The sequence below is a fragment of the Sphingomonas sp. GCM10030256 genome (assembly GCF_042666415.1).
Classification (GTDB): Bacteria; Pseudomonadota; Alphaproteobacteria; order Sphingomonadales; family Sphingomonadaceae; genus Sphingomicrobium.
The window spans coordinates 705826-732258 of record NZ_JBHTDI010000001.1 but is presented as its reverse complement, the minus strand read 5'-3'; the positions used below and the strand labels follow the sequence as shown (position 1 = coordinate 732258).

23 protein-coding genes and 1 tRNA gene are annotated in these 26433 nt (G+C 67.2%); 12 read left to right on the top strand and 12 right to left on the bottom strand.

The annotated features are described in order from the left end of the window. Positions 1 to 32: 32 nt before the first annotated feature. Genes hemH through ACFQPG_RS03510 form a run of 3 tightly spaced genes read right to left on the bottom strand, consistent with a single transcriptional unit; the run spans position 33 to position 4860 of the window. Positions 33 to 1028 carry a ferrochelatase gene (gene hemH, locus ACFQPG_RS03520; RefSeq protein WP_380810345.1) on the bottom strand — a complete coding sequence of 332 codons (996 nt, stop codon included), beginning with the start codon at positions 1026 to 1028 and terminating at the stop codon, positions 33 to 35. After that, positions 1025 to 3190: a molybdopterin cofactor-binding domain-containing protein gene (locus tag ACFQPG_RS03515; RefSeq protein WP_380810343.1), complete on the bottom strand. Its 2166-nt coding sequence runs from the start codon at positions 3188 to 3190 to the stop codon at positions 1025 to 1027. The genes hemH and ACFQPG_RS03515 overlap by 4 nt, the downstream gene beginning before the upstream one ends. Next, positions 3187 to 4860, bottom strand: coding sequence for a class I adenylate-forming enzyme family protein (locus ACFQPG_RS03510; RefSeq protein WP_380810341.1), 1674 nt, complete (start codon positions 4858 to 4860; stop codon positions 3187 to 3189). The genes ACFQPG_RS03515 and ACFQPG_RS03510 overlap by 4 nt, the downstream gene beginning before the upstream one ends. A 68-nt stretch (positions 4861 to 4928) precedes the next feature. Between ACFQPG_RS03510 and lgt the strand changes: the two genes are divergently transcribed. The 6 genes from lgt (at position 4929) to ACFQPG_RS03480 (ending at position 10846) form a co-directional block, all read left to right on the top strand. Next, positions 4929 to 5807, top strand: a complete 879-nt coding sequence (gene lgt, locus ACFQPG_RS03505; protein WP_380810339.1) for a prolipoprotein diacylglyceryl transferase — start codon at positions 4929 to 4931, stop codon at positions 5805 to 5807. A gap of 65 nt (positions 5808 to 5872) precedes the next feature. Further along, positions 5873 to 6781 carry a class I SAM-dependent methyltransferase gene (locus tag ACFQPG_RS03500; RefSeq protein WP_380810337.1) on the top strand — a complete coding sequence of 303 codons (909 nt, stop codon included), beginning with the start codon at positions 5873 to 5875 and terminating at the stop codon, positions 6779 to 6781. Further along, positions 6778 to 7284, top strand: coding sequence for a GNAT family N-acetyltransferase (locus ACFQPG_RS03495; protein ID WP_380810335.1), 507 nt, complete (start codon positions 6778 to 6780; stop codon positions 7282 to 7284). Before ACFQPG_RS03500 ends, ACFQPG_RS03495 begins: the two co-directional genes overlap by 4 nt. 2 nt (positions 7285 to 7286) lie before the next feature. Continuing rightward, entirely contained in the window at positions 7287 to 8045 is a 759-nt protein-coding gene (pgeF, locus tag ACFQPG_RS03490) for a peptidoglycan editing factor PgeF (protein WP_380810333.1), read from the top strand. Between the two features lie 77 nt (positions 8046 to 8122). After that, a complete protein-coding gene (locus ACFQPG_RS03485) occupies positions 8123 to 9529 on the top strand; it encodes an SLC13 family permease (protein WP_380810331.1) in 1407 nt (468 codons plus the stop codon). A gap of 9 nt (positions 9530 to 9538) precedes the next feature. Next, positions 9539 to 10846 carry a cystathionine gamma-synthase family protein gene (locus ACFQPG_RS03480; RefSeq protein WP_380810329.1) on the top strand — a complete coding sequence of 436 codons (1308 nt, stop codon included), beginning with the start codon at positions 9539 to 9541 and terminating at the stop codon, positions 10844 to 10846. A gap of 100 nt (positions 10847 to 10946) precedes the next feature. Here ACFQPG_RS03480 and ACFQPG_RS03475 read toward each other — a convergent pair whose 3' ends face one another. From ACFQPG_RS03475 to ACFQPG_RS03465, 3 genes are read right to left on the bottom strand one after another with little or no spacing between them, the layout of a single operon-like run. Then, complete coding sequence (locus tag ACFQPG_RS03475) at positions 10947 to 11615, bottom strand: HAD family hydrolase (protein WP_380810327.1); 669 nt, start codon at positions 11613 to 11615, stop codon at positions 10947 to 10949. 15 nt (positions 11616 to 11630) lie between these two features. Next, positions 11631 to 12398, bottom strand: a complete 768-nt coding sequence (locus ACFQPG_RS03470) for a nucleotidyltransferase family protein (protein WP_380810325.1) — start codon at positions 12396 to 12398, stop codon at positions 11631 to 11633. Between the two features lie 5 nt (positions 12399 to 12403). Continuing rightward, positions 12404 to 13537, bottom strand: a complete 1134-nt coding sequence (locus tag ACFQPG_RS03465; RefSeq protein ID WP_380810323.1) for a CDP-alcohol phosphatidyltransferase family protein — start codon at positions 13535 to 13537, stop codon at positions 12404 to 12406. 89 nt (positions 13538 to 13626) lie between these two features. On the opposite strand from ACFQPG_RS03465, the gene ACFQPG_RS03460 reads away from it, so the two are divergent. The 4 genes from ACFQPG_RS03460 to ACFQPG_RS03445 are packed head-to-tail and all read left to right on the top strand — an operon-like array spanning position 13627 to position 17064. Then, a complete protein-coding gene (locus ACFQPG_RS03460; RefSeq protein ID WP_380810321.1) occupies positions 13627 to 14721 on the top strand; it encodes an ABC transporter permease in 1095 nt (364 codons plus the stop codon). Further along, on the top strand, positions 14721 to 15506 hold the full coding sequence (locus ACFQPG_RS03455) for an ABC transporter ATP-binding protein (protein ID WP_380810319.1): 786 nt from the start codon (positions 14721 to 14723) through the stop codon (positions 15504 to 15506). The genes ACFQPG_RS03460 and ACFQPG_RS03455 overlap by 1 nt, the downstream gene beginning before the upstream one ends. 23 nt (positions 15507 to 15529) lie before the next feature. Beyond that, the gene (locus ACFQPG_RS03450; protein ID WP_380810317.1) at positions 15530 to 16483 is read left to right on the top strand and encodes an MlaD family protein; all 954 of its coding nucleotides are present in this window, start codon (positions 15530 to 15532) and stop codon (positions 16481 to 16483) included. Next, a complete protein-coding gene (locus ACFQPG_RS03445; RefSeq protein WP_380810315.1) occupies positions 16483 to 17064 on the top strand; it encodes an ABC-type transport auxiliary lipoprotein family protein in 582 nt (193 codons plus the stop codon). Before ACFQPG_RS03450 ends, ACFQPG_RS03445 begins: the two co-directional genes overlap by 1 nt. Positions 17065 to 17086: 22 nt before the next feature. Here the strand turns inward: ACFQPG_RS03445 and pepN are convergent, their stop codons facing one another. The 5 genes from pepN to ACFQPG_RS03420 form a co-directional block, all read right to left on the bottom strand. Further along, positions 17087 to 19681, bottom strand: a complete 2595-nt coding sequence (gene pepN / locus ACFQPG_RS03440) for an aminopeptidase N (RefSeq protein ID WP_380810313.1) — start codon at positions 19679 to 19681, stop codon at positions 17087 to 17089. Between the two features lie 9 nt (positions 19682 to 19690). Beyond that, positions 19691 to 20620 (bottom strand): DMT family transporter, encoded by a 930-nt coding sequence (locus ACFQPG_RS03435; RefSeq protein ID WP_380810311.1) that lies wholly within the window; start codon positions 20618 to 20620, stop codon positions 19691 to 19693. After that, positions 20617 to 21618, bottom strand: a complete 1002-nt coding sequence (locus tag ACFQPG_RS03430) for a threonine aldolase family protein (protein WP_380810309.1) — start codon at positions 21616 to 21618, stop codon at positions 20617 to 20619. The genes ACFQPG_RS03435 and ACFQPG_RS03430 overlap by 4 nt, the downstream gene beginning before the upstream one ends. Positions 21619 to 21655: 37 nt before the next feature. Further along, on the bottom strand, positions 21656 to 21841 hold the full coding sequence (locus ACFQPG_RS03425; protein WP_380810307.1) for a DUF3606 domain-containing protein: 186 nt from the start codon (positions 21839 to 21841) through the stop codon (positions 21656 to 21658). A 102-nt stretch (positions 21842 to 21943) separates the two neighbouring features. Next, positions 21944 to 22018 (bottom strand) — tRNA-Thr (locus tag ACFQPG_RS03420). 71 nt (positions 22019 to 22089) lie between these two features. Between ACFQPG_RS03420 and ACFQPG_RS03415 the strand changes: the two genes are divergently transcribed. Further along, positions 22090 to 22245, top strand: coding sequence for a hypothetical protein (locus ACFQPG_RS03415; protein ID WP_380810305.1), 156 nt, complete (start codon positions 22090 to 22092; stop codon positions 22243 to 22245). Between the two features lie 70 nt (positions 22246 to 22315). Here the strand turns inward: ACFQPG_RS03415 and ACFQPG_RS03410 are convergent, their stop codons facing one another. Then, complete coding sequence (locus ACFQPG_RS03410; protein ID WP_380810303.1) at positions 22316 to 24115, bottom strand: aminopeptidase P family protein; 1800 nt, start codon at positions 24113 to 24115, stop codon at positions 22316 to 22318. A gap of 200 nt (positions 24116 to 24315) precedes the next feature. Between ACFQPG_RS03410 and ACFQPG_RS03405 the strand changes: the two genes are divergently transcribed. Further along, the gene (locus tag ACFQPG_RS03405; RefSeq protein ID WP_380810301.1) at positions 24316 to 26388 is read left to right on the top strand and encodes a S9 family peptidase; all 2073 of its coding nucleotides are present in this window, start codon (positions 24316 to 24318) and stop codon (positions 26386 to 26388) included. Positions 26389 to 26433 lie beyond the last annotated feature (45 nt).

Sequence of the window (26433 nt, the reverse complement as noted above, 5' to 3'; positions counted from 1 at the left end):
CTCCTCCTGTTGCTGTCAGCCTATGCAACGCCCTACCAACCGGCAAGTTCGCGTCTGACCAGGGCTTCGAGCATCGTCACGCCCTCGGTGCTGTCATTGAGGCAATCGAGCCGGGCAAAGCTTCCCCCGCCCGCGCTCATGAACGTCTCGCGGCCGCGGATGCCGAGTTCCTCGATCGTTTCGATGCAATCGGCGGAAAAGCCGGGCGCGGCGATGGCGAGGCGGGTCACTCCTTGCGAAGGATAAGCGGCAAGCACGTCCTCCGTCGCGGGCTCCAGCCATTTCGCGCGACCGAACCGCGATTGGAAGGCCACGTCCGTCTGGATCGCAAGCCGCTCGCCCAGCAGGCGTGCCGTCTTGCGGCAATGGCAATGGTAAGGATCGCCCAGTTCCAGCGTCCGCTGCGGCATTCCGTGAAAGCTGAGGAGCAACCGCTGTGGGCTGAAGTCGAGCCCGCCAAGCTGCCGCTCGATGCTCGCCTGCAAGGCTGCGATGTAGGCTTCGTCGTCATGGTACGGCGGCAGCGTCCGGATCGCCGGCTGCCAGCGCATCGCCGCAAGCGTCGCAAAGGCGAGGTCGTTGGCGGTCGCGGTCGTGGCGGCGCAATATTGCGGATAGAGCGGCGCAAGCAGGATGCGCTCGCAACCCCCCGCCTTCAGCTGCTCGATCGCCGGCCCGATGCCCGGACTGCCGTAGCGCATCGCCCAGTCGACGGTGACCGCATCGCCACATCGCCGCTGCAAGGCCGCGGCTTGGTTGCGGGTGATCACCGCCAGCGGTGAACCCTCCTCCGTCCAGACCTGCTTATAGGCATGGGCCGACTTGGCAGGCCGGGTGCGCAGGATGATCCCGTGGAGGATCGGCTTCCACACGTAGCGCGGGATTTCGATCACCCGCGGGTCGGACAGGAATTCCGCCAGATACTTGCGAACGGATGCGGTCTCCGGCGCATCGGGGGTGCCCAGGTTGATCAGGAGAACGCCGATCCGGGGTGAACGGATCGGCGGGTGGTCGGGCGGCGGGATCATGCGGCCGACATCGGGTCGAACGGCAGCCGACGCAAGCGCCGCCCGGTCGCCGCTGCAATCGCGTTGCCCACCGCCGGCGCGACCGCCGCGAACCCGAGTCCGCTGACCCCACCCGCGATCTCCCGGCTGGGCAGCAACTCCACCTCGATCCTCGGCGCGCGCCCCAGGCGCGGCTGAGGGGAGCCCAGCCCGTCGGCAAGGCCGTAGCGGAATGCCGGGACCCGGGCGGTAGCCTGCGCCAGTCCGGCGAGCAGCCCGCCTTCGATCTGCTGCCGGATCAGCCCCGGATTGACCGCTCGCCCGCAGTCCACCGCCGCGATCAGCCGATCGACCTGGATCGTCTGATCGGCCCCCAGCGTCGCGCTGGCGATCAGCCCGATGTGCGACCCGAATGCGCTGACGCACGCCAGGCCCATGGTGCTGCCAGGAGCGCCCCCGTCCCATCCGCCAAGCGTCGCCGCGTTCGACAGGACACGCGCCAGCCGCGGCTGCCCGCCGAGCAGGCCCATCCGGAAGGCCAGCGGCTCGACGCCCGCGATCCGCGCCATCTCGTCGACGAAGCTTTCGGTAAAGAAGGCACACGGCGCGTCCATGCCCCCGCGCAGATAGCTGGTGCGGATCGGAAGCTCCGCGGCGACCCCGTCGACAGCAACATTGGCGATGGCATAAGGCGGGACCGCACCGCTCCATTCCCGCGCATCCAGCGCCGACGCCGGACCGGCTTCGAGCATCCGGCCAAGCGCCGCCGTTAGCCCGCCAACCGACGCGATCCGTACCTTCCACGCGGCGATCCCGCCGGCGGGCGTGGGCAGCGCGAACAGTCGAGCCAGCGCCGGGGGGCGCGGGCGATCGTGGCGGCGAGCCTCCTCGGGCGCGAGGATCAGTTGCACCGGGTGCCCCGCCCGCTTGGCCAGCACCGCGGCGATCCCGACTGCCTCCGCCTCCAGCGCGCGGCCATCACCACCGCCGACCGGCATCGGGTAGAGGGTGGTTTGTGCCAGCGCGACCCCGGCCGCTGTTGCTGCGATCTGCCGCGCCAGCTCTGGCGCCAGGGTGGAGGCCCACACCTCCAGCCGGTCGCCGACCAGCCTGGCGGTCGCGGTCGGCGGCTCCAGTCCGTGGTGGGCGCCGGCGCCGACCGCATAGGTTGCGGCGAGCGGGCGGGATCCGGCTGCCGCCCCCTCGAAATCGCCGCGCGCGAAGAACCGGGTCGGCTCCCCACCCGCAAACGCCTCTTCCAGGACTCGTTCGAGCGCCGCGCTGTCCGCGCCCTTCGGGCCGGTGAAGCGCGGGGCGGCTGCTCGCAAGGCCTGCTCCGCAGCCCACCACGTTGTCCCGACCGCCGCCAGCCATTGCCCATCCGCAATCAAGCGCGTGCCGGACTTCACCTGATCCCGCTCGTAAGCGGTCAGCCGTCCGCCCGGCGGTGCCAGCCGGACGGAGGCGAACAGTAATCCGGGCAAGCGCACGTCGGCGGCCAGCCGGGCGCTGCCGTCGGTCTTCCCCGGCAGGTCGAGCCGCGGCAAGCTCTGCCCCGCCAGCTTGCCGGTTCCCACTGACCGCAGCGGCGCAGGGTCGGGCGGGTTGCCGTCGGCAGCAGCCTCGGCGAGAGCGCCGAAGCCAAACCGCTTGCCTTCATGGACAACGAACCCGCCCGCGGTATCGCACTCGGCCGCGGCCACGTTCCACTGGTCCGCCGCCGCCGCGCACAGCATCGCCCGGGCCGTAGCCGCCGAGCGGCGCAGCGGCCCCTCGAACCCGCGCACGGAGGTCGAGTTGGCCGTGATCCGCAGCGACCCGTCGCCCTTCAGCCGATGAGCGCGCCATCCGCCGACGACATCGGCCGTCCAGCCCGCCGCCAGCGGATTGGCGTAAAACGGCGACGAGGGCGCCGGTTCCACAGCCACCATGTCCCATGCCGCGCCAAGCTCGTCCGCCACGATCTGCGGCAGCGCGGTCCAGATGCCTTGCCCGGTTTCGACCTGCGGCACTGCGACCGTCACCCGTCCGTCTGTGCCGATCTTTAGGAAATGATCGAACCCACGGTCCTCCTCCCGTAGAGGCAGGCTCCCGCCGATCCGCCGCGGCCAGGCGGCTAGGGCGAGGACCAGTCCGATCCCCGCACCCCCGCCGATCAGCAAGGTCCTTCGGTCGAGCTTCAAGCGGAATGCTGCGCCTTCAAGGCCACCCGGTCGATCTTGCCGGTGCCAAGGCGGGGCAGCGGTTCGGCCGAAAATAGGAAGCGCGCCGGAATCTTGAACGCGGCCAGGCGGCCTTCCAGGAAGGCCCGAAGGTCGGCCTCCTCCAGCCTTGCGTCATCCGCCGGGTGGATCACCGCCAGCGGCACCTCGCCAAGCCGCTCGTCCGGCACCCCGAACACCGCCGCCTCCGCGACCGCATCGCAGGCGTAGCAGGCCGCCTCGACCTCCGCCGCGGAAATGTTCTCGCCGCCCCGGATGATGATGTCCTTCTTCCGGTCGACGATGAACAGATAGCCGTCCTCGTCGAGGTAGCCGATGTCCCCGGTCTTGAAGTAACCGTCGGCGGTGAAGGCCGCCGCGGTGGCCTCCGGGTTGCGCCAATAGCCCTTGATGTTGGCCGCGGAGCGGATCGCGATCTCGCCGCGCTCGCCGACCGCCAGGTGACGGTCGTGCGCGCCCAGGATCGCCAGCTCGACGAAAGGCTTCTGCGCACGGCCGGTGGAGGCTGGCCTGGCGGCGTAACTCCCCCAGAAGTTCGAACAGCCCACCGCATTGGTTTCGGTGAGCCCGTAGCCCAGCGCGGGCTGCGCCTCGGCGAAGGTCTCCTTCAGCCGCTCGACATGGCTGACCGGCCGCGGGGCGCCGCCAGCGGCGATGTCGGTCAATGTGGAAAGATCGTACTTCTCCCGGTCGGGATGGTTCATCAGCTCCAGGCTCATCGTCGGCACTCCGACAAAATAGGTGATCTTCTCCTTCTCGATCAGCCGCAGCGCCTCGCCCGCATCCCACTTGGGCATCATCACCATGCCCCGTCCGATCACGAAGCTGTTGAGCATCACCGGCACTTCCCCGGTAACGTGGAACAGCGGGACGTTGAGCAGGGTCCGGAGCGGGTTCTTCGGCGGGCGGCCTTCGGTTTCCATGATGCCGAGCAGGCACATCAACCCGGTCGCATAGGCATAGACGCCGGTGGTCACAGCCCGGTGGGTCGACAGCGCCCCCTTGGCCTCCCCTGTTGAGCCGGAGGTGAACAGGATGGTGGCATCATCCTCCGGTGCGATCTCCGGAAGGTGCGTCGCCAGGGGCGCCCCGTCCTCCGTCAACGGCTGCAGAGCGTGGTGGATTTGATGCTCCACCGCCAGCGACACGACTTCCCACGGTCCGCATGCCGCCTGGATCCGCTGCACCCGCGCACCGTCAGCCAGGATCAGCTTCGGCTCGGTCAGTTCCAGAGCATGGTTGAGTTCGGCCGCCTGCCACCAACCATTGAGCAAGGTTGCGACGCCACCAGCCTTGAGCACGGCCATGTAGCTGACGATCCATGCCGGGCAGTTGCGCATGGCAATGCCGATCCGGTCGCCCTTGACGATGCCACGGTGCGCGACCAAGGCCCGCGCCAGCTCGTCCGAGACGCGGTCGAGGTCCGCGAAAGTCAGGCGCTCCTCGCCCGCGACTACGGCTTCCACATGGCTGTAGAGCATGCCGAAGGTCTTGAAAAACAACGGCATCGTGCCCGGGAAGTTGCCGACGAACGCGCGGCCTTGGGCATCATGCTCGATGACGATCCGCCCACCCGGCCCAGTCACCGCGGCCAACACCGCATCGTAGCGTTGGTCGAGTTCACTGGGCATTCGCGTCTCCTTGGCCTTTCCCTGCGCTCCTCTTATGAGGCGGCAGTCCTTATGGGGGAAGCCTTTCAATGACGACCACGGCACCAACAGCCGGAATTGCCTGGACCGACCTCCATCTGTCGCCGGTGGCGCTGGACCTCGGCTTTTTCGAACTGCGCTGGTACAGCCTCGCCTACCTCGCCGGCATCTTTCTCGGTTATTGGTACCTGCTGAAGCTGATCCGCCAGCCGGGCGCCCCGATGGCGCGGCGCCATGCCGACGACCTGGTGTTCTATGCCTCGCTCGGCGTGATCCTTGGCGGGCGGCTCGGCTATGTGCTGTTCTACCGGCCGGGCTTCTATTTCGAGAACCCGCTGGAGATCCTCAAGCTGTGGGACGGGGGCATGAGCTTCCATGGCGGGGTGATCGGCACCAGCCTGGGCATCCTCTACCTCGCGTGGAAGCAGAAGCTGAATTGGCTCCGCATTCACGATTATGTCGCCTGCGTGGTGCCCATCGGCCTGTTCACCGGCCGGCTGGCGAACTTCGTCAACGCCGAGCTGTGGGGCGCTCCGACTTCGGTCCCGTGGGCGGTCCGCTTTCCGGAGGTGGTGAACGGCATCCAGGTCATTGGTCCCCCGCGCCATCCAAGCCAGCTCTACGAAGCGCTGCTTGAGGGCGTCGCCTTGTTCGCCATCCTGGCCTGGATGTTCTGGCGTACCCAGTCGCGCTACGAACCGGGCAAGCTGGTCGGCGCCTTCCTGCTCTTCTACGGCCTGTTCCGGTTCACCGTGGAGTTCGTCCGCGAGCCCGACGCGCATCTGGTCGGCTTTGCGCAGGCAACCGGCCTGCACATGGGTCAATGGCTGTGCGTGCCGATGATCCTCGGCGGAACCTATCTGATGGCCACTGCCAAGGGTCGCCGCCAGCGCATCGAACCGATCGCCGGGTCGGAGAGCGTCGCCTGACCCCACTCGAAACCGCGCTCCACGATCGCATCCGCAGCGAAGGCCCGATCACGGTCGAGGCTTATATGGAGGCCTGCAACACCTATTATTACGCCACTCGCGATCCGCTTGGGGCGGCGGGCGATTTTACCACCGCGCCCGAGATCAGCCAGATGTTTGGCGAGCTGATCGGCGCCGCACTGGCCGACGTCTGGGCGCGCGCTGGCCAGCCGCGAGGCGCGCGCTACGTCGAGCTTGGTCCTGGTCGCGGAACGCTGGCAAGCGATGCGCTGCGGGCGATGCGCTCGGCTGGCCTCCAGCCGCCGGTGCATTTCGTCGAGACCAGCCCAGTGCTGCGCCAGGCGCAGGCCGCGGCGGTTCCGCATGCCCAATGGCACGACAGCATCGCTGACCTGCCGACTGACGTACCGCTGCTGGTGGTCGCCAATGAATTTCTCGACGCCCTACCCATTCGCCAGCATGTGGCCGGGATCGAACGCCATGTGGAGGTGATTGGCGGAGCGCTTGCCTTCGACCGCGACGGAGAGATCGTCGAAACCTCGCCCGCTCGTGATGCTGTGACGGCGGAGATCGCTGGGCGCGTAGCGAAGCAGGGTGGCGCCGCGCTGATCGTGGATTACGGCCATACCGCCACTGGCCCGGGCGACACGCTGCAGGCCGTGCGCGGCCACCACTTCGCAGGCTTGCTGGACAAGCCCGGCGAACAGGATCTCACCTCCCACGTCGACTTTCAGCGCACAGCTGAAGTCGCCCGCTCCGCGGGCGCCGCTGTCGCCGGCCCCGTCGAGCAGGGCCCCTGGCTTGAACGACTCGGCATCCTCGCCCGCGCACGCGCCCTCGCCAACGCCGCTCCCGATCGTACTGCGGAAATCGAGGCTTGCCGCGCCCGCCTGTGTCGGCCTGATCAGATGGGCAGCCTCTTCAAGCTGCTTGCAATCCGCGCCCCGGAATGGCCAACGCCCGCCGGACTATGATCACCTTCCGTGACGCCACGCCCGAAGACGCGCCCGCCCTGGCCCGCCTCGGCGCGCGCAGCTTCTTCGAAACCTTCGGCCACCTTTACGATCCCGCCGATCTTGCGATCTTCCTACAAAGCCACGCGGTCGCCGAGTGGGACAAGCAGCTCGCCGATCCCGCGTTCGCGGTCCGGGTGGGAGAGGACGGCGGGCAGTTCGCCGCCTTTGCCAAGCTCGGGCCGCCGAGCCTGCCCTTCGAACCGCGCGGCCAGGCTACCGAGCTGCGCCAATTCTACCTCCTCCAACCCTGGCACGGCACCGGCGCCGCCAGGGAACTGATGCGCTGGGTCCTGGACGAGGCCCGCCGCCGCCGCGCCGAGCATCTCTACCTCTCCGTCTTCACCGACAACCACCGCGCCCGCTGCTTCTACGCGAAATACGGGTTCGTCGAGGAAGGACCCTACACCTTCATGGTTGGCAATCACGCAGACGAGGACATCGTCATGCGGCTGGACCTGTGACCGTGGAGGTGCTCACCGCGGGAGCGCTGGGCGACATCCCGCACGGCTTCCTCGGCCGCCCCGGCGGGGTGTCGACGGGGGCGGTCGCCGGCCTCAACTGCGGCCTGGGCAGCGCCGACGATCCCGACGCGGTGGCCGAGAACCGGCGACGGGCGGTGGAGGCTGTTGGCGCCGGAGCGACTCTGGTGTCCCTTTATCAGATCCACAGCGCCGACGTCGTCACCGTCACGGAACCTTGGCCAGACAGCAGCCGCCCCAAGGCCGATGCCCTGGTTACCGGCCGTCCAGGCCTGCTGCTCTCGATCGTCACCGCCGACTGCGCCCCGGTGCTGTTCGCGGATCGTGAGGCGGGGATCGCTGGAGCCGCCCACGCCGGCTGGAAGGGCGCGCTCGGCGGGGTCACCGACCGCACCATCGAGGCGATGGAGAAGCTGGGCGCCGAGCGCCCCCGTATCGCCGCCGCGATCGGGCCCTGCATTGCGCGGGCCAGCTACGAGGTCGACTGGGCCTTTCTTGAGCGCTTCACCGCCGCCGAGCCGTCCAACGAGCGCTTTTTCGCGGAAGGCCCAGCCGGCAAGCCGCACTTCGACCTCGAAAGCTATCTTCTCGCTCGGCTTGCCGACGCGGGCCTCCGTCGCATCGAAGCGCTGGGGCAAGACACCTACGCGCGGGAACAACAGTTCTACAGCTACCGCCGCGCCACCCACCGCGGCGAACCGGACTATGGTCGGCAGATCAGCCTGATCGGGGTTGTCCGCTAGGAGAGCCGAAGAGCTGGGCCGTCGCACTGGCTCCTTTCAGGGAGCTCTGGCATGAGCCGTCCCCAGAAGGGGGAACGATGACGACCGCGCGTTGGGGGCTCTGGGGCGGGCTGGTGCTGTTCGGGTTGCTGCTGGTCTTGCCGCCACCGGCGGGCATGCCGTTGCCGGCGTGGCGAACGAGCGCGCTGGTCGCGCTGATGGCGGTCTGGTGGATGACGCAGGCGCTGCCGCTCACCGCCACCGCGCTGCTGCCGTTCCTGCTTCTGCCCCTGTTCGGCGTGATGAACGCCAGCGCCGCGGCCGCGGCCTATTATTCTCCGATCCTGTTCCTCGTGCTGGGCGGCGCGATCATCGCGCTGGCGATCGAGCGGACCGGTCTGCACCGCCGTCTGGCGCTGACCATCGTCAGGCGCGGCGGAAGCACGCCGGCGGCGATGCTGTTCGCCTTCATGACTGCCACCGCGCTGCTGTCGATGATCGTCTCCAACACAGCAACCACGCTGATCATGATGCCGATCGCGGTCGCGGTGCTGCATGCCGCCAGGATCGGAAGCGGTCACACCGATGGCTTTGCCGGTGCGCTTGCCATGGGCATCGCCTTTTCCGCCAGCATCGGTGGTCTCGCAACCTTGGTGGGCTCGCCGACCAACGCCATCGCAGCGGGCATCATCGCACGCTCGACCGGGCTGCAGCTGACCTTTGTCACCTGGGCTGCCTATGGGGTTCCGCTGGTGCTGGTCGCGGTACCCTTGTGCTGGTGGGTGCTGATGCGGGTGCAGAAGGTCCGCCCGACCGACTTCCGCGCCGCCGACGCGCTGGCCGGGATCGGCGAGGCGGGCCCGTGGACCACCGCCGAAAAGCGCCTGGTTCCGATCATCGCTGCCGTGGTTGCCGCCTGGGTGGCGCTGCCGCTGGTGGCCTCTTTCCTGCCCAAGGACGTGCTGGTCGACGGGACGATCGCCATACTCGCCGCGCTGCTGCTGTTTGTCATTCCGGATGGCACCGGCCGGCCGATCCTCACCTGGCCGGAGGCAAACCGTGCCCCGTGGGACGTCATCATGCTCTTCGGGGGCGGCCTCGCCCTGGCGGCCGGCATCGGGGAGTCCGGGCTGGACGAATGGCTCGGAACGGCGCTTGCCCCATTGAAGGGTGTTCACCCGCTCGCCATCGCACTGGTGCTGGTCGCCCTTGTCGTTCTCATCACCGAATTCGCCAGCAACGTCGCCGCGGCGAGCGGCATCATCCCGGTCGTCGCCGGCATCATCGCCGCGACCGGCATCGACCCGATCCTGCTGGCCCTGCCGGCCGCATGGGCGGCGAGTTGGGGCTTCATGCTGCCCTCCGGCACCGGTCCGAATGCCATCGCCTGGGCGACCGGGCACATCGCCCTGCCGCGGATGCTCAAGGCCGGGCTATGGCTCGATCTGCTCGGCATTCCGTTGATGGTCGGCGCGGTCTGGCTGTTGCAGCCACTTCTCGGCTAGGGGGCGCGCATGACAGACGAGTCCGAAATCAGCGGCGCCCGCGCGCCGCGCCGCCCGAAGCCTTCGCCGACCACCATCGGCAACCACCCGCTTCGCCCTGAAACGCTGATGATGGGCTTCGGCTTCGACCCGTCCTTGTCCGAAGGTTCGCTCAAGCCGCCGATCTTCCTCACCTCCACCTTCGTGTTCGAGAATGCGGCGGCGGGGAAGCGCTTCTTCGAAGGCGTCACCGGCAAGCGGCCGGGCGGTGCCGAAGGGCTGATCTATTCCCGCTTCAATGGGCCCAACCAGGAAATACTCGAAGATCGCCTGACCTTGTGGGAGGGCGCGGAGGAAGCGCTCGCTTTCTCCAGCGGCATGTCCGCGATCGCCACCTTGCTGCTGACCTACGTCAAGCCGGGCGACGTGGTGGTCCACTCCGGGCCGCTCTACGCCGCGACCGAGACGCTGATCGCCAAGATCCTGGGCAAGTTCGGAGTGACCTGGCTCGATTTCCCGAGCGGCGCCACGCGCGAGGAAATCGAGGCTGTGATCGCCGCCGCCAAGGTCCAGGGCCGAGTTGCCCTGATCTATCTCGAAAGCCCGGCCAACCCGACCAACCAGCTGGTCGACGTCGAAGCGGTCAAGGCCGCCCGCGACGCTGCCTTCGCCGGTGAGGAGCAGCCGCCGATCGCGATCGACAACACCTTCCTGGGCCCGCTTTGGGCCAAGCCGCTCAACCAGGGTGCTGACATTACCGTCTACAGCCTGACCAAATATGCCGGCGGGCATAGCGACCTCGTCGCGGGCGGGCTGGTCGGATCGAAGAAGCACCTCGATCCCATCCGCATGATGCGCAACACGATCGGGACCATCTGCGACCCGAACACCGCGTGGATGCTGCTGCGCTCGCTGGAAACGCTGGAGCTGAGGATGAGCCGCGCCGGCGAGAATGCCGCCCGGGTCTGCGAATATCTGCGCACGCACGACAAGGTCGAAAGCGTCGGCTACCTCGGCTTCCTTGAGGAGGGCTCCCGACAGGCCGACATCTACCGCCGCCACTGCACCGGCGCGGGGTCGACCTTCTCGCTTTACCTCAAGGGTGGCGAGAAGGAGGCGTTCGCCTTCCTCGACTCGCTGCAGATCGCCCACTTGGCGGTCAGCCTCGGCGGCACCGAAACGCTCGCCAGCGCCCCGGCGGCGATGACCCACCTGTCGGTGCCCGACGAACGCAAGCAGGCGCTCGGCATCACCGACAATCTGGTACGCATCTCCATCGGGGTCGAGAACCCGGACGACCTTATCGCCGATATCGAGAATGCATTGCGGGCGGTTTAACCTTCGTCCTTGCGAGCGCAGCGAAGCAATCCAGCTCACTTCCTCGCGGGAGAAAACTGGATTGCTTCGTCGCTGCGCTCCTCGCAATGAGACTTAGGGCTCAGCCCCAATCCTCCACGCGCCACCCGCGCTCCCTGGCCAGCTTTGCAAGCCGGTCGTGCGGGTTCACCGCGACCGGCTCGTCGGACCATTCGAACACTGGCGCGTCGCTGGCGTGGTCGGAATAAAAGCGCACATGGCCGTGCTTGCCCGTCAGGCCGCTCTTCTCGACCCAATCGGCGACCATCCGCATCTTGGCCGGACCATAGCAATTCTCGCCGTCGATCTTCGCCCGCACCCGTGCGTCGAGCCCGATGATCGACCCGGTGCCGATCACGTCGTCGAACCCCAGCCGCTCGGCAATGGCTGCGGCGTAAAGGCGATAGGAGGCCGTCGCCATTACCACCCGCCGGCCTTCCGCCTTGTCGCGGGCGATGGCGGCGCGGGCGCCAGGACGGATGTTGCTCGTCACTTGCCGGTCGGCAAAGCTTTGCACCAGCGGCAGCAGGTCCTTGGGGTGGATCCAGTGGCCGATCAGCAGCCGATGATTGATCTCCTTCAGCCGCCCCCGATCGATCAGCTTCAGCAGGTAGGCCAGCATGGAGGCGACGACCAGCGGCACGAACACCAGCCGCCACGGTGACCGGCGCACCGCGCAATGCAGCAGGAACGGCGTGTAGGTCGCCCGCCGGGTCACCGTCCGGTCCATGTCGTAGATGGCAAGGTCCATCAGGCTAGGTCTCTCTCAGGCGCGCCCGGCGATGATTTCCTCGACCAGCACGTGGTCGGCGGGCTTGTCGACGTCGATTGCCGCCAGCGGGTCGCTCATCACCACCGGCTTGATGACGATGCCCAGCTTGCGCCCGAGGTTGGCGGCGGTCTGCTGGATGTCGTGGACCCGCAGCACCGCACCGAGGAACAGCGGCAGGCCGAGCTGGAGCAGCACTCGCCAGCCCTTCTTGCGATCCTGCTCGATGCTCCGCCAGCGCTCGATCGCGACCGCGGCCTGGGGCGTGTTGAGGGCGAACAGGTTCGCGCCGCTATACTTGCCGCTGCCGAAGCGCAGCCAGGTTCGCTGCGCGTTTGGAAAGCGGGCCAGCAGCGGCTGGCTCTCGACAAAGGCGACGCCAATGTCGCAGTCGCGCGACGCGGCGGTGAATTCCGCGATCATCGCCGGCGTGAGCAGCGCATGGTCGGCGGTCGTCACCAAGACCGGAAAGCGCGTCCCAGGATCCTTGCACAGCGCCGAGAGGGTGGCGGCGATGGTCGACTGGCTCCGGGCAATGCTGACCCGCGGGTCGGCTGGAATGACCGCGGCGACCGGCTCGGGCGACTGGCTCGCGACCCGCACGTGGCGAATTGCAGGGCTCGACAGCAAGGCGCGCAGCGGCCGCAGCACCATCGGTTCGCCGCCTACCGGGATCAGCGCCTTGTGGATCGATCCCATCGACTCCGCGAACGGGTCGCCTTCCGGGCGCGAGCCGGCGAGAAGCAGCGCGGTCCAGGGCGGCATCGCGCTCACGAAAGCCAGGAGATGATCTTGCGGCCGCGGTCGGCCCGAGCATTGGCCTGGGCAAGTCGCACGGCGTGGAAGATCAGGCTCAGCAGGGTCCACAGCGCCACCAGCTCGATCCCGACATCCGGCCGCCCGGCGAGCAGGGACACGAACAGGATGAGCATGTTGGGATTGCGCCGAGCCGTGATCAGCCGGAACTTGCTGTCGATCGGGCGCCAGATGTGGATCTCGATCCCATGCTTCTTGACGAACAGCCCTTCGATCAGCCGTCCAGCAATGTAGCCGCTGACGATCGCGCCGACCACCATCGACTTGTACACCGGCTCCAGCGCCAGGCCGACGCCGTCCAGCCCGTGCGCCCATGCCCACCACCAGAACGGCGGGTGGATGAGGTCCACCCCATGGTCGAAGATGTCGCCCCATTTCGACGACGATCCGGTGCAGCGCGCGAGCTTGCCGTCCACAGTGTCGAGCACCATGAAGGCAAAACCCGCGGCGAAGCCGGCCCAATATTGGCCGACCCAGAACAGCCAGAACGCCGCCACGCACAGCAGGAAGCCGACCAAGGTGACCATGTTGGGGCTGATCCCCGCACCCGCCGCCCAGCGGACCAGGTGAAACGCGGGCCGCCGCCACAGGTACAGGGTCAGAACATCGGTCACCCCCTTGTAGGATGCGTCGTAGGCGGCGCGTTCGGCCTGGGCGGCGGTGGCGCTCGACAGCGGCATGGCGAACGGCCGCTCGCGCTTGCGCAGGGCCATGGTGCTGAGTTCCGCCGTTTGCGGATCGAGCAACTGGTAGCCGTCAGGCTGGAACGCCGCGTCGCCGGTCATGGCCGCCGCCACGGGTGCCGGGTCGTCCGAAGCGGGCACGTTGACCAGCACCGGGCGGCCCTCGACCATCAGCGCGCTTCCCGGCCGCCGCGCCACTTCGCCCAGCCACGCCGGGTCCCAGGCGAACTGCAGGTTGCCGAGCAGCGCCGCCCGGCCCCGCTCGACGGCCCGTGCCACCTCCAGCTTGGCGTTGCCGGCGAGCCGCTCGGCCCGCTCGCGCGTGTCCATGGAGAACATGCGCGCGTCATTGTCGCCGATGGCCACGAACACGGGATTGGCGGGGCGATCGGCATGGGACGGCATAGTTCGGCATCACCAGACAAGTCAGGCAAGAACAAGGCAGGCGGCCGAGCCTTGCCGGAGTGGGATTTTTCGAGCAAGTCTCCGCCCGCATGCCCGTTTCCGAGCTCCAACCCGGCCAGAGTGCCGGCGGCAATCTGTTCCGGCCGGTTGGCGCATTGACCATCGGCCGTGCCGGATCGACCCAGCGCGAGCTCGAGGAGGTGCCGGACCCGGTCACCATCGACCTCAGCGGGGTCGAGCGGATGGACACTGTCGGGGCGTGGCTGGTGCACCGCACGGTGCGCGATCGCGGCGCCAAGGTAGTCGGGGCGAGCGAGGAAGCGCAAAGTCTGCTGGAGCAGGTCGCCGACGCCGACCATCCGGCAAAGGTCCGGCCCGACAATCAGGGGGGCGTTGTTGCGGAGCTGGGGGCGTGGACGATCGACAGCGGCCGCACGCTGAAGGGGCTGGTCGGTTTCCTCGGCGCGACCCTGATCGGCTTCGCCAACGTTGCGCGCCGACCCAGGAAGTTCCGCTACAATGCGGTGGTCCAGAGGTTCGACGTCGTCGGTGTTCGCGCCCTCGGGATCATCGGCCTGATGAGCTTCCTCATCGGAGTGGTGATTGGCCAGCAGGGCGCGGTCCAGCTTCAGCAGTTCGGCGCCGAAGTCTATACCATCAACCTGATCGGCCGGATCACCGTCCGCGAACTCGGGCCGCTGATGACTGCAATCATGGTCGCGGGCCGCTCCGGCAGTGCGTTTGCCGCTCAGATCGGCACCATGAAGATCACCGAGGAAGTGGACGCAATGCGCACCATCGGCGTTTCGCCGATCGAGGCGCTGGTCATCCCGCGGATGATTGCCACTGTCATCATGATGCCGCTTCTCGCCTTTTGGGCGATGCTGACCGCGATCATCGGCGGCGGGCTGTTCTGCTGGGTGGCCCTTGAGATTCCGCCGCTGACTTTCATCCAGCGCATCGCCGAAGTCGTCCCCGCGACCGACCTGTGGGTCGGCCTGATCAAGGCACCGGTATTCGGCTTCATCATCGCGCTGACCGGCTGCTTCCAGGGCATGCTCGTCGCCAACGACGCGGAGCAGGTCGGCCTCAAGACCACTGCTGCGGTGGTCCAGTCGATCTTCCTGGTGATCGTGCTCGACGCGATCTTCGCCGTCTTCTTCTCGTCGATCGGGTGGATCTGATGGCGGGGCGCGCGGGCAGGAGCGAGCAGCCGATCATCTCGGTGCGTGGGCTGACCAACCGTTTCGGCGAGCAGGCGGTCCACGAAGACCTCGATCTAGACGTCCGTCAGGGCGAGATCATCGGCGTGGTCGGCGGCTCCGGCACGGGCAAGTCGGTGCTGATGCGCTCGATCATCGGCCTGCAGACCCCGGCGGCGGGCGAGATCAGGGTGCTGGGCGAGGACATGGTCGGCCGCACCGAGGACGAGGCCAAGAACATCCGCCGCCGCTGGGGCATCCTGTTCCAGAACGGCGCGCTGTTCTCGACCCTCACGGTTGCCGAGAATGTCCAGGTTCCGATCCGCGAATATTTCCCGTTCATTCAGGGCGCACTGCTGGACGAGATCGCCAGCTACAAGATCGCCATGTCCGGCTTGCCCGCCGATGCCGGCAACAAATATCCCTCCGAACTGTCCGGCGGCATGCGCAAGCGCGCTGGCCTCGCCCGGGCCCTGGCGCTCGATCCCGAACTCCTGTTCCTGGACGAGCCGACCGCCGGTTTGGACCCAATCGGCGCTCAAGCGTTTGACCAATTGATCCTCAACCTGCGCGAACGGCTCAACCTGACGGTTTTCCTGATTACTCACGACCTGGATTCACTGTACGCGATCTGCGATCGGGTAGCCGTGCTTGCCGACCGCAAGGTCATCGCGGTCGACACCATTGATCGGCTGCTGAAACTCGACCATCCTTGGATTCAGGAATATTTCAACGGGCCGCGCGGTCGTGCTGCGGCGGCAGCATGATGCGAGGGGTTTTCAAGTCCTAGATGGAGACGCGTTCCAACCAGGTCCTGGTCGGCTCGGTGGTGCTGGCCTTGCTCGCCGGACTGCTGTTCTTCGCCGTCTGGATCACGGGCCTCAACACCGAGAAGCGGCGCTGCTTCGACATCTACTTCAGCCAGGGCGTCGGCGGTCTCAACCGCGGCACCAACGTCAGCTTCTCCGGCGTTCCGGTCGGCCAGATTACCAAGATCTCCCTGCTTCCGAACCGGCCTGAATTCGTCTGGGTGCGGATCGAGGTCGACCAGCAGACGCCGGTGCTTCAGGGTACTACTGCGCAGATCAAGGGCGTCGGCTTCACCGGCGTTTCGGAAATCCAGCTCGACGGCGCGATCAAGGGTGCGCGTCCGCTGACCACGCCTGGACCCCAGGGCTGCCCGGTGATCCCGGCCAGCGCCGGCGGCCTCGGCGCGCTGCTCAACAGCGCTCCCGAACTGCTCGACCGGATCCAGCGCCTGACCGAGCGCTTGACCGAGCTGCTGTCTGACAAGAACCAGAACGCCATTTCCGACATCCTCGAAAATGTCGACACGACCACCCGGGTGCTTGCCCAGCGCGCTCCCGATCTTGCCGACGCCATCGGCGACGCGCGGATCGCCGCCCGCCAGGCTGGAGTGGCGGCGGAGCGGGTCGGCGTGCTGGCCGACAGCACGACCCGCCTGGTGAACGAGGAAGGCCGCCCGGCCGCGGAGGACCTGCGCCGGTCGATCGCCTCCATCCAGCAGACCACCGCCAACATCGATACGCTGGTTGCCGACGCTCGCCCGGGCGTCCAGAACCTCACCAAAACCACCTTGCCGGAGGTCAACCGCCTAGTCCGCGACCTGCGCGAGCTGACCGGCAACCTCGAAGGGTTCAGCCAGCGGCTCGACCAGGGCGGCGTGACCGGGGTCCTGGGATCGCCCAAGCTCCCCGACCACAAACCCGGAAAGTCCCGCTGATGCGTGTCCCCCGTTTTCTCCTGGCGTCCGCCGCCTGCCTGTCGCTCGCTGCCTGCTTCGGCGGCAAGGCACCCGCGACCCTGCTGACGCTCACTCCGCAAGCCGCGCCGGTCGACAACCTGTCGCGCTCGGCCAGCGCTGGCCAGACGGTGACGATCGAAGTGCCGGTGGTTCCGCAGGAGCTCAACCAGGTCCGGGTGCCCGCACTGGAGGGCCCGACCGCGGTCACCTACATCAAGGATCTGCAGTGGGTCGACCGGCCCAACCGCATGTTCCAGCAGCTGCTCAGCGAGACGGTCAAGCGGACCACCACCCGCGTCGTGCTCGACCCCAAGCAGGCCTCGCTCGATCCCGGCCTCAGGGTCACCGGCACGCTGCAGCGCTTCGGCTATGACACGCAAGCCGGCCAGGTGATCGTGACCTACGACGCGGCGCTCAGCACCGATGGCGGCACCCGGGTGGAAACCCGCCGCTTCACCGCCGCGGTTCCCGCGGTCGGCACGGCCGAAAGCGTCGGCCCGGCCCTGAATCAGGCCGCTAACCAGGTCGCGCTGGACGTGGCGAGATGGATCGCGGGCTAAGGTTAAGGACCTCGGCGGGGTACTAGCCCAGACTCTTGCTCGCCTGCTCGAACACATCCTTGCTGAGCCCCGGCGCGGCGAGGATCCGCTCCAGCGCCGACCGCATCAGGCCGGACCGTCTTGGCTCATACTTGCGCCAGCGCCCTAGCGGAGCAACGAAGCGGGCGGCGGTCTGCGGGTTGATTGCGTCCGCTTGCACGATCACTTGGGCCAGCCAGTCATAGCCCCGGCGATCGGGCCGATGGAACGCCACCGGCGTGGCGGCGAAGTTTCCAACCAGCGCGCGCAGCCGGTTCGGGTTCGTCAGTGTGAAATCCGGGTGGCGCATCAGCTGCTCCACCGCCTCGATGGTATCCTCGCGCGGAGCGGACGCCTGGACCGCGAACCATTTGTCAATCACCAGCGGATCGGCGCGGAAGCGCTCATGGAAAGCGTCGAGAGCGGTCCGGTAAGCGGCTCCGCCAAGCATCGCCAGCACCATCAGCGCCGACTGCCGCTCGGTCATGGTCGCGGCGTCGGCAAACTGGCGCGCCGCAAGCTCGCCGCCGCGCTTCGCGTCGCCTGCCGCCAACAGCGCCAGCGCCGCGCCGCGCAGCTTGCGCAAGCCCTTGGCCTCACCCGAAAGGCTCGCCGGATCGGCGGTCGAGCCCTGACGGTAGGCGAGGATCAATTCGTCCTGCACGTGCCGGCCGATCGCCGCGCGGAATGTTTCGCGTACCGCGTGGACCCGCGCCGGATCGACCATCTCCAGCCGCTCGGCGATCATCGCCTCGGAGGGCAAGGCGATCGCGTCGGCCTTGAACGCCGGGTCGAGCGTCTCCGAGCCGAGCGTCGAACGAACAGCCGCAACGATCGCGTCCGGTGCCGCTTCTGCCCCGGCGATCGCGCTCAGCAGATCGCGGAACATCAATTCCTGCAGCGCTTCGTAGCGGGCGAAGCTGTCTGTGTCGCTGACCGCCAGCGCCTCGATCTCGCCTGGACGCCGTTCCGCATCGACGATCACTGGCGCGGAAAAGCCGCGGTTGATCGATAGGTAGACCGGCTCTTCGACCGGGGAAAATATCTGAACCTGCTCGGCCGCGGTCAGCAGGACGGTCCGCTGTTGCGCGACTTCCCGGCCGCTGTCCGCACCGATCAGCGCCACTCGCAACGGCACGACCATTGGCGCCTTTTCGGGCTGGCCGGGCGTGGCGGGAACGCTCTGCGTAAGATGGAGGATCGCGCGGCCGTCCTGCTGCTGCAGGCGCGCGCCGACCCGCGGGGTGCCGGCCTGGCTGTACCATAGCCGAAATTGCCGGAGGTCCACGCCGCTGGCATCCTCCATGGCCCCGACGAATTCCTCGCAGGTCACCGCCTGGCCGTCATGGCGCTCGAAATACAGGTCGGTACCCTTGCGATACGCCTCGGGGCCAAGGATCGTCCGCAGCATGCGGATCACTTCCGCGCCCTTGTTATAGACGGTCGCGGTGTAGAAGTTGCCGATCTCGATATAGCTGTCCGGGCGCACCGGGTGCGCCAGCGGCCCGGCATCTTCCGGGAACTGCGCGGCTCGCAAGGTGCGGACCTGGCTGATCCGCTCGACCGCTTCGGAGCCTTGTCCGGCGCTGAACTGCTGGTCGCGGAAGACCGTCAGGCCTTCCTTGAGGCTCAGCTGGAACCAGTCGCGGCAGGTGACCCGGTTGCCCGACCAGTTGTGGAAATATTCGTGCGCCACCACTGCCGCGATCGCGTCGAAGTCGGCATCGCTGGCTGTCTCCGCGTCGGCCAGGATGTAGCGCGAGTTGAAGATGTTGAGGCCCTTGTTCTCCATCGCGCCGAAGTTGAAGTCCGCCACCGCGACGATGTTGAACCGGTCGAGGTCATATTCGCGGCCATATTCGCGCTCGTCCCAGGCCATCGAGTCCTTGAGGGCCTGCATCGCGTGGGCGGTCTTCGGCAGGTCGGCCTCGCGCACCCAGATGCCGAGCTCGACCGTCCGGCCGCTGATGGTGGTGAAGCTGTCGCGATTGACCGCCAGGTCTCCGGCAACCAGCGCAAACAGGTAGCTCGGCTTGGGGAACGGATCTTCCCACACTGCCCAATGCGTGCCGCCTTCGCCTTCGCCGCTGTCCACCGGATTGCCGTTCGCCAGCAGCACGGGGAAGCGCTCCTGGTCCGCGCTCAACCGCACCCGATAGCGCGACAGCACGTCCGGGCGGTCGGGGAAAAAGGTGATCCGCCGGAAGCCCTCCGCCTCGCACTGGGTGCACAGCAGCCCGCCCGACGCATACAGCCCCATCAGCTGGCTGTTCGCTTCCGGAGCGAGCGCCACTTCGGTCTCCACAACCGCCGTCGCGCCGGTCAGCGGGACAATCAGGGTGCTTCCGTCCATCTCGTAATTGGCGTCGCGGCCATCGACCCGCACCGCCAATGGCACCAAATCGTCCCCGTCCAGCCGAAGGGCGCGATCATGCTCCCCGTTGCGCTCGACCGTCAGCCGGGCGCGAACCACCGTACGCTCGGGATCGAGATCGAACTCCACCTCGATGACTGGAACCAGCCAATCGGGCGCGCGGTAATCCTCACGCCGGATGGTGGGCGGGAGGGCGGGAGCAGCGGCTGGGCGGGCATCAAGCATCGCCCGGACCTAATCCGCGGCGGGAGCGGGAACAACCGGCCGCCGGCTCATCAGGGCGAGCAGCATGCCGCCGATCGCAAGGGCAGCCCCGGCTGCCGCAAGCGGCGTCCAGCGATAGCCTTCGAACAGGGTCGACAGGGCCATGGCGACGATCGGCACCAGCGCCGATGAATAAGCCGCTCGCCCGGGCCCGATCTTGCGAACCACCGGGAAGTAGAGGCTGAAGCACAGAGCCGACGCGAACACCGCAAGGTAGGTGAGGCCCGCGCAATAGGACCAGCTCCACTCGAACGTCGGCGGGCCGGCGACCAGCAGAGCGATAGCGCCATCGGCGACAGCACCGACCGCCATGGTCCAGGCGAGCAGCGAGAAGATGTGGATGTGCCGCGCGCGGTCGGTCGCCTGGAGCACGTTGGAAACCGAGGCGCCGATCACTCCCGCCAGGGTCCAGGCGATCCCGGCGAACACCGCCGAGTCCGCCGCCTGGTCGCGGCGCAGTTCCTGCCAGAACAGCAAAGCAATGCCGGCGATGGCGATCGCCGAACAGGCGAGGAACCGCCCGCCGGGCCGCTGCTTCAGGATGGCCCAGGCGAACAGGCTGTTGGGGATCAGCAGCAGCGCGAACACCGTCGCCACCAGACCCGAGGTGATGAAATGTTCGGCGATGTAGACAGAGTTGAAGTTGATGCAGAACTGGCAGAGCCCGACCGCTCCGACGAGCGGCCAGTCGCTGCGGTGGAGCCGCAGCGGCGCCCCCTTCCACGCCGCAATCGCGAACATCGCCGCCGCGGCGATGATGAAGCGGTAGGTCACGGACCATTGCGGCGGGACCACGCCGAGCTGGTCGCGGATGACGATCCAGGTCGATCCCCAGATCAGGGTGAAGATGACGAACGGCAGGATGATGCCGCGGACCGGCTGTCCATCGACGTCCTTCACAGCTGGCGGATAGCGGCGGCCAGCCTATCCACGGCGGCAAGATCCTGATCCCAGCTGGTCACCATCCGCGCTTCGCCGACACCCCAGTCGTAGAAGTCGAACTCCTCGTCGCGCAGCGTCGCCGCTTCCTCGGGCGTCAGTCGCAGGAACACCTCGTTCGCCTCGACCGGATGGACCAGCCGGTCGCCAGCCGCCTGGGCCAGCCGCGTCGCCGCTGCATTGGCGGCGCGCGCATTGTCCAGCCAGATGTCGTCCTCCAGCATCGCCAGCAACTGGGCGGCCATGTAGCGACCCTTGCTGAGCAGGTGCCCGGCCCGCTTGCGCCGGCGCAACACGTTGTCGGCCAGCTCCCGGTCGAAGAGGATCAACGCCTCGGCCGACAGCCCGCCGTTCTTGACGAAGCCGAAGCTCAGCGCGTCCACCCCGGCCCGCCAGGTGAGGTCCGCCGGGCTCGCCCCGGTCGACGCCACCGCGTTTGCGAAGCGCGCGCCGTCCAGGTGGAACCCCAGGCGATGGGTGTGGGCGAACTCGCCCAGCGCCGCAGTCTCATCCGGCGTGTAGACCAGCCCATATTCGGACGCGTTGGTGATCGACAAAGCACTCGGCTGGACCTGGTGCACGTCGGCGCGGATCCGCCCCCGTGCCTCGGCCACCGCCTCGACCGACAGCTTGGCACCCGGCCCGTCGATCAGCAGCAACTTTGCGCCGCCGGTGAAGAACTCCGGCGCGCCCGCCTCATCGACATTGATGTGCGCCTCGCGGTGGCAGAGGATGCCGCCATAGGCCGGGACCATGGCCGCCAGCGCCAGGCAGTTGGCGGCGGTGCCGGTGGTCACCCACAACGCGGTGACCTCGGTCTCGAACAGGTCGGAAAAGGCGCCGTCGAGCTTCCGGCTCAGCGCGTCGCCGTCATAGGCGGTGTCGAGCGCATTCGCCGCGGCCATGGCCTCGAGCACGGCCGGGTGCGCAGCGGCGGCATTGTCCGAAAAGAAACGCATGCCGCCGCTCTGACTGTCCGCGGTGCGCGGGTCAATCTCAGCCCTTCAGCTTCTCGGCTGCGGCGTTCAGCTTTTCGCGATCATTGCCGACCTTGGCGATCAGCTGCTCCGCCTGCTCACGGCTGATCCCGTGCTTGCGCGCGAAATAACGTACTTCATAGCCCTCGCCTGCCGCGACGCGGCTCCGGTCGCTTCCACCACGCTTGCTCTTGTTGTCGGCCATCTGGCGCTACTCCCGATTGTTTTGATCGGACGAACGCCAGCCGAGTCGCACTGTTCCGCGCGGAAGAGCCGGGGTGGCTGGCCGAGACCAGACCGGGCCGGATGGTGCTGCCGGTGAGGATTGAACTCACGACCTCAGCCTTACCAAGGATGCGCTCTACCACTGAGCTACGGCAGCATGTCCGGGCCAAGTCTGTCTGGGGACGCGGGCCTATGGCCGCGGGCCGAGCCGTGTGTCAAGGCAAAGAGATGAGCGATAAGGACAAAGCCGCCGGGAAGGCCGATCGCCTCGCCGCGAAGCTGCGCGAGAATCTGCGCCGCCGAAAGGCGCAGGCGCGCGAACTCTCGGCCGATCAGCGCAGCAGCGACGCCACCGACGAGGCCGCTGCGGAGCCCGAATCATAAGCCTTGTGGAACGTCTTGTGCGGACCCCACACCGCGAGCAAGGTCAGCACCGACCCTGCCGCCATCCACATCAGCGGCTTAGCGGAGCGCACTGTCTTTCGAGCCATTGACGCTCTTCCCCCTCCAGTTGCGGCCCGATCCTTTCGCGGACCTGCCGGTGATAATCGTTAAACCAGGCGAGCTCCGCGTCGGACAACAGCGCCACGTCGACCAACCGCCGCTCGATCGGCGCGAAGGTCAGAGTCTCGAACCCGAGCATTTCCTTTTCCGCACCTTCGATCGTGACGGGCACCACAAGGACGAGATTCTCGATCCGGATGCCGTATTCGCCTGTCTTGTAATAGCCTGGCTCGTTGGAAAGGATCATGCCCGCCGCCAGCGGCTCGTCGCCGCCGGCATAGGCGCCGCCCACCGGAGCGATCCGCTGCGGTCCCTCGTGGACTGACAGGAAGCTACCGACCCCGTGCCCCGTGCCATGAGCATAGTCGAGCCCCGCCTCCCACAGCGGCCGGCGGGCGAAGCTGTCGAGCTGCCCGCCCTTGGTGCTCTTGGGAAACACCGCCGTCGCAAGCGCGATATGCCCCTTCAGCACGCGGGTGAAGCGATCGCGCATTTCCGCCGTCGGCTCGCCGATCGCCAGCGTGCGGGTGATGTCGGTGGTGCCGTCCTCATACTGCCCGCCCGAATCGATCAGGTAGAGCGAGCCGCTTTCCAGCTTGCGGTTGGTCTTCTCGCTCGAGCGATAATGGACGATCGCACCGTTCGGCCCCGCGCCGGAAATGCTGTCGAAGCTGAGGTCTTTCAGCTCCGGGTTCTCGCGACGAAGCGCTTCCAGCTTGTCCGAAGCCGCCAGTTCATCGAGCGCGCCGCCCGGAGCCTTAACCTCGACCCAGCGCAGGAACCGCGCCATCGCCGCGCCATCGCGCAACTGCGCCGCGCGGTGCCCGGCCAACTCCGCCTCATTCTTGATCGCCCGCGACAGGACGGTGGGATCGCGCAACGACACGACCTTGGCCCCCGCCTTGTCGAGCGCCTGGGTGATCGCCGCCACGGAGCGCTCGGGATCGACCGCCACCGTCTTGCCGGCAAGCTCCCCCAGCGCCGCTTCGAACGCCGCCCGCTCGTGCAGCCGAACCCCGTTGCCGAGATGCTGGCGAAGCTCCGCGTCCACCTTCTCGCCGGCGACGAACAAATCAGCGGTTCCGTCGGATCGAACCAGCGCATAAGCCAGCGCGACCGGCGTATGGCTGACGTCCGAGCCGCGGATGTTGAAGGTCCAGGCGATTGAATCCAAGGCAGCCAGCACCGCCGCATCGGCACCTTGGCCCGTCAGCCAATCGGCGATCTCCTGCCGCTTGTCCGCCGACGAGCGCCCGGCGAGCCGCTCCGGATGGACCGCGAGCTTGGCATTGGACGCTGCCGGGCGGTCGCTCCAGACCTTGTCGATCGGATTGGCGGAGACCGGCACCAGCTCGGCCCCGCGCGCGCTGAGCGCCTCCGAAGCCTGCTTCACCCACGACCGGCTGTGCAGCCACGGATCATAGCCGATCCGCGCACCTTCCGGAGCTTGCTCCTTCAGCCAGGCCGCAATGCTGGTCTCCGGCACAGACTGGAAGCTCCACTGCTCGCCATCGACCTGGGCCCGGACCTGCAGCGTGTAGCGCCCATCGGTGAAGATCGCCGCTTCAGCCGGAAGCACCACCGCCGACCCGGCCGAGCCCTCGAACCCGGTCAGCCAGGCCAGCCGCTGAGCATAGCTTCCGACATATTCGCTCATATGCTCGTCGGTCAGCGGGACCACGAAGCCGTCGAGGCGATCGGCGCTAAGTTGCTGGCGAAGGGCGGCGAGGCGGTCGGCGTAGCTGGACATGCGATTCCACTATCCGTTTGCCCTGAGCTTGTCGAAGGGCTGTCCTTCCCCTTACTCCTGCCGATGAAAAGCGGGGCTTCCCCGTACCGGTCTCGTTGATCCGGCAAGCTTAGCCATGTGGTGGAGAAGTCATGCGCCCAATCCTATTTGCGTTCGCAGTCACCCTGGTCACAGTCGCCGCCCCAGCCCAGAAAGCACCCATGAACCGAGCCGCCGACCTTCCCGCCCCGCCCAAAGCCGAGCAGCGCCCCTACAGCTACGAACGCCACGGTATCCGTATCGAGGACCCCTACGCCTGGCTGCGCGACAAGGATTACCCAAAGGTCGATGATCCCGATGTGCTTGCCTACCTGAAGGCCGAGAACGCCTATTTCGAAGCCTGGAAAGCGCCGCACGCGCAGCTCATCGACACCCTGTTCCAGGAAATGAAGGGCCGCATCAAGGAGGACGATTCATCGGTCCCGGTGAAGGATGGCGATTGGCTCTACTGGTGGGCGTTCCAGCCCGGCGCCCAGTACCGGCAATGGTACCGCAAGCCTGTGACCGGCGGTCCGGACCAGCTCATCTTCGACGAAGTCGCCGAAGCGGCGGGCAAGGAATATTTCAAGCTCGGCGCGATGGAGGTCAGCCCCGATGGCAGGCTCGCCGCGACGCTGGTCGACGATGACGGCTCCGAACGCTTCAAGCTCCGTATCCGCGACCTGGCCAGTGGCAAGGACCTGGAGACGGTCTCCACGGTCGGCATCGGCTCCCCGGTATGGACCAGTGACAGCAAGGGCGTCGTCTTCACCGAGGTCAACGACAATTGGCGCAGCTATCGCGCCCGCTACCACCGCATCGGTGCCCCGGTCGATCAAACGAAGACACTTTATGAGGAGAAGGACGACATCGGCTTCTCGGTCGGCGTCGGCCACAGCCAGGACCGCAGCCTCCTGTTCATCTCGACCGGCGACAACACCACCAGCGAAGTCCGCTTCGCCCCGTTGGACCGGCCTGACGCGCCGCTGACGCTGATCAGCCCGCGCAAGAAGGACCGTCAGTATGACGTGGACGCGGCGCACGGGAAGTTGTGGATCCACACCAACGACACTCATGTAAACTTCCGCGTCGCCTCCGCCGATCCGGCCAGGCCGGGCGAGTGGAAGGAAGTCATCCCCGGCTCGGACCGCGTCTACCTGCGCGGCCTCACCGCTTTTCGCGATCATCTTGCGCTGACCACCCGCCGCGACGGTCTCGACCAACTGATCCTGCGCGATTACCACAGCGGCAAGGAGGAGCGCATTCCCTTCGCGGAGGCCAGCTATTCGGCCGGTTTCGGCAGCAATCCCGAGTTCGCGCCCGCCGCCTATCGCCTCAGCTACAGCTCGATGGTCACGCCGGCGACGGTCTACGACTATGACCCGAAGACCGACAAGTTGGCGACCCTCAAGGTCCAGCAGATCCCGTCCGGCTACGACCCGACGCAATATCAGACCGAGCGGCTGATGATCACCGCGCGCGATGGCCGCAAGGTGCCGGTGTCCGTCGTCATCAAGAAGGGCTTCCGCAAGGATGGCAGCCAGCCGCTCTTCCTCTACGCCTACGGCGCTTACGGCTACGCCATTCCACCCGGCTTCTCGACTGCCCGGCTGAGCCTGCTGGATCGCGGCTATGCCTATGCCATCGCCCACATTCGCGGCGGTGACGACCTTGGCTATCAGTGGTTCCTGGACGGCAAGCTTACCAAGCGAACCAACACGTTCAACGACTTCGTCGATGTGGCGAAGGGCCTGGTAGCAGAGCGCTTCACGTCACCTGGGAAGATCGCCGCCCAGGGCGGCTCGGCGGGCGGCGAACTGATGGGCGCGGTGGTCAACTCCAACCCCGAACTCTTCGGAGCGGTGGTCGCGGACGTGCCGTTCGTCGACGTGCTCAACACCATGCTCGACGATACGCTTCCGCTGACTCCCGGCGAGTGGCCGGAGTGGGGCAATCCCATCAAGGACAAAGCCGCCTTCGATTATATCCGCAGCTATTCGCCCTATGACCAAATCAAGCCCCAGGCCTATCCCCCGCTGCTGATCACCGGCGGCCTGACCGATCCCCGCGTCACATATTGGGAACCCGCGAAGTGGGCCGCCAAACTGCGCGCCACCAAGACGGACAACAACCTGCTGCTGCTCAAGATCAACATGGGCGCCGGCCACGGCGGCAAGTCCGGCCGCTGGGAGTCGCTAAAGGAAACGGCCGAGGCTTACGCCTTCGTCCTGACCCAGAATGGCGGAGCGAAATGATGAGCGTCACAGCGAGCCGAAGGCGAAGCAATCCAGTAATCTTCC

Excerpts from the sequence above, each read along its gene's own strand:
- ACFQPG_RS03430 (WP_380810309.1), bottom strand. The coding sequence starts at position 21,618 with ATGCGTTTCTTTTCGGACAATGCCGCCGCTGCGCACCCGGCCGTGCTC.
- ACFQPG_RS03495 (WP_380810335.1), top strand. The coding sequence starts at position 6,778 with ATGATCACCTTCCGTGACGCCACGCCCGAAGACGCGCCCGCCCTGGCC.
- pepN (WP_380810313.1), bottom strand. The coding sequence starts at position 19,681 with ATGCTTGATGCCCGCCCAGCCGCTGCTCCCGCCCTCCCGCCCACCATC.
- ACFQPG_RS03405 (WP_380810301.1), top strand. The coding sequence starts at position 24,316 with ATGAACCGAGCCGCCGACCTTCCCGCCCCGCCCAAAGCCGAGCAGCGC.
- ACFQPG_RS03480 (WP_380810329.1), top strand. The coding sequence starts at position 9,539 with ATGACAGACGAGTCCGAAATCAGCGGCGCCCGCGCGCCGCGCCGCCCG.
- ACFQPG_RS03475 (WP_380810327.1), bottom strand. The coding sequence starts at position 11,615 with ATGGACCTTGCCATCTACGACATGGACCGGACGGTGACCCGGCGGGCG.
- ACFQPG_RS03510 (WP_380810341.1), bottom strand. The coding sequence starts at position 4,860 with ATGCCCAGTGAACTCGACCAACGCTACGATGCGGTGTTGGCCGCGGTG.
- ACFQPG_RS03485 (WP_380810331.1), top strand. The coding sequence starts at position 8,123 with ATGACGACCGCGCGTTGGGGGCTCTGGGGCGGGCTGGTGCTGTTCGGG.
- ACFQPG_RS03460 (WP_380810321.1), top strand. The coding sequence starts at position 13,627 with ATGCCCGTTTCCGAGCTCCAACCCGGCCAGAGTGCCGGCGGCAATCTG.
- ACFQPG_RS03450 (WP_380810317.1), top strand. The coding sequence starts at position 15,530 with ATGGAGACGCGTTCCAACCAGGTCCTGGTCGGCTCGGTGGTGCTGGCC.
- ACFQPG_RS03445 (WP_380810315.1), top strand. The coding sequence starts at position 16,483 with ATGCGTGTCCCCCGTTTTCTCCTGGCGTCCGCCGCCTGCCTGTCGCTC.
- ACFQPG_RS03500 (WP_380810337.1), top strand. The coding sequence starts at position 5,873 with ATGGAGGCCTGCAACACCTATTATTACGCCACTCGCGATCCGCTTGGG.
- ACFQPG_RS03415 (WP_380810305.1), top strand. The coding sequence starts at position 22,090 with ATGAGCGATAAGGACAAAGCCGCCGGGAAGGCCGATCGCCTCGCCGCG.
- ACFQPG_RS03455 (WP_380810319.1), top strand. The coding sequence starts at position 14,721 with ATGGCGGGGCGCGCGGGCAGGAGCGAGCAGCCGATCATCTCGGTGCGT.
- lgt (WP_380810339.1), top strand. The coding sequence starts at position 4,929 with ATGACGACCACGGCACCAACAGCCGGAATTGCCTGGACCGACCTCCAT.
- ACFQPG_RS03410 (WP_380810303.1), bottom strand. The coding sequence starts at position 24,115 with ATGTCCAGCTACGCCGACCGCCTCGCCGCCCTTCGCCAGCAACTTAGC.
- hemH (WP_380810345.1), bottom strand. The coding sequence starts at position 1,028 with ATGATCCCGCCGCCCGACCACCCGCCGATCCGTTCACCCCGGATCGGC.
- ACFQPG_RS03470 (WP_380810325.1), bottom strand. The coding sequence starts at position 12,398 with ATGCCGCCCTGGACCGCGCTGCTTCTCGCCGGCTCGCGCCCGGAAGGC.
- ACFQPG_RS03425 (WP_380810307.1), bottom strand. The coding sequence starts at position 21,841 with ATGGCCGACAACAAGAGCAAGCGTGGTGGAAGCGACCGGAGCCGCGTC.
- ACFQPG_RS03465 (WP_380810323.1), bottom strand. The coding sequence starts at position 13,537 with ATGCCGTCCCATGCCGATCGCCCCGCCAATCCCGTGTTCGTGGCCATC.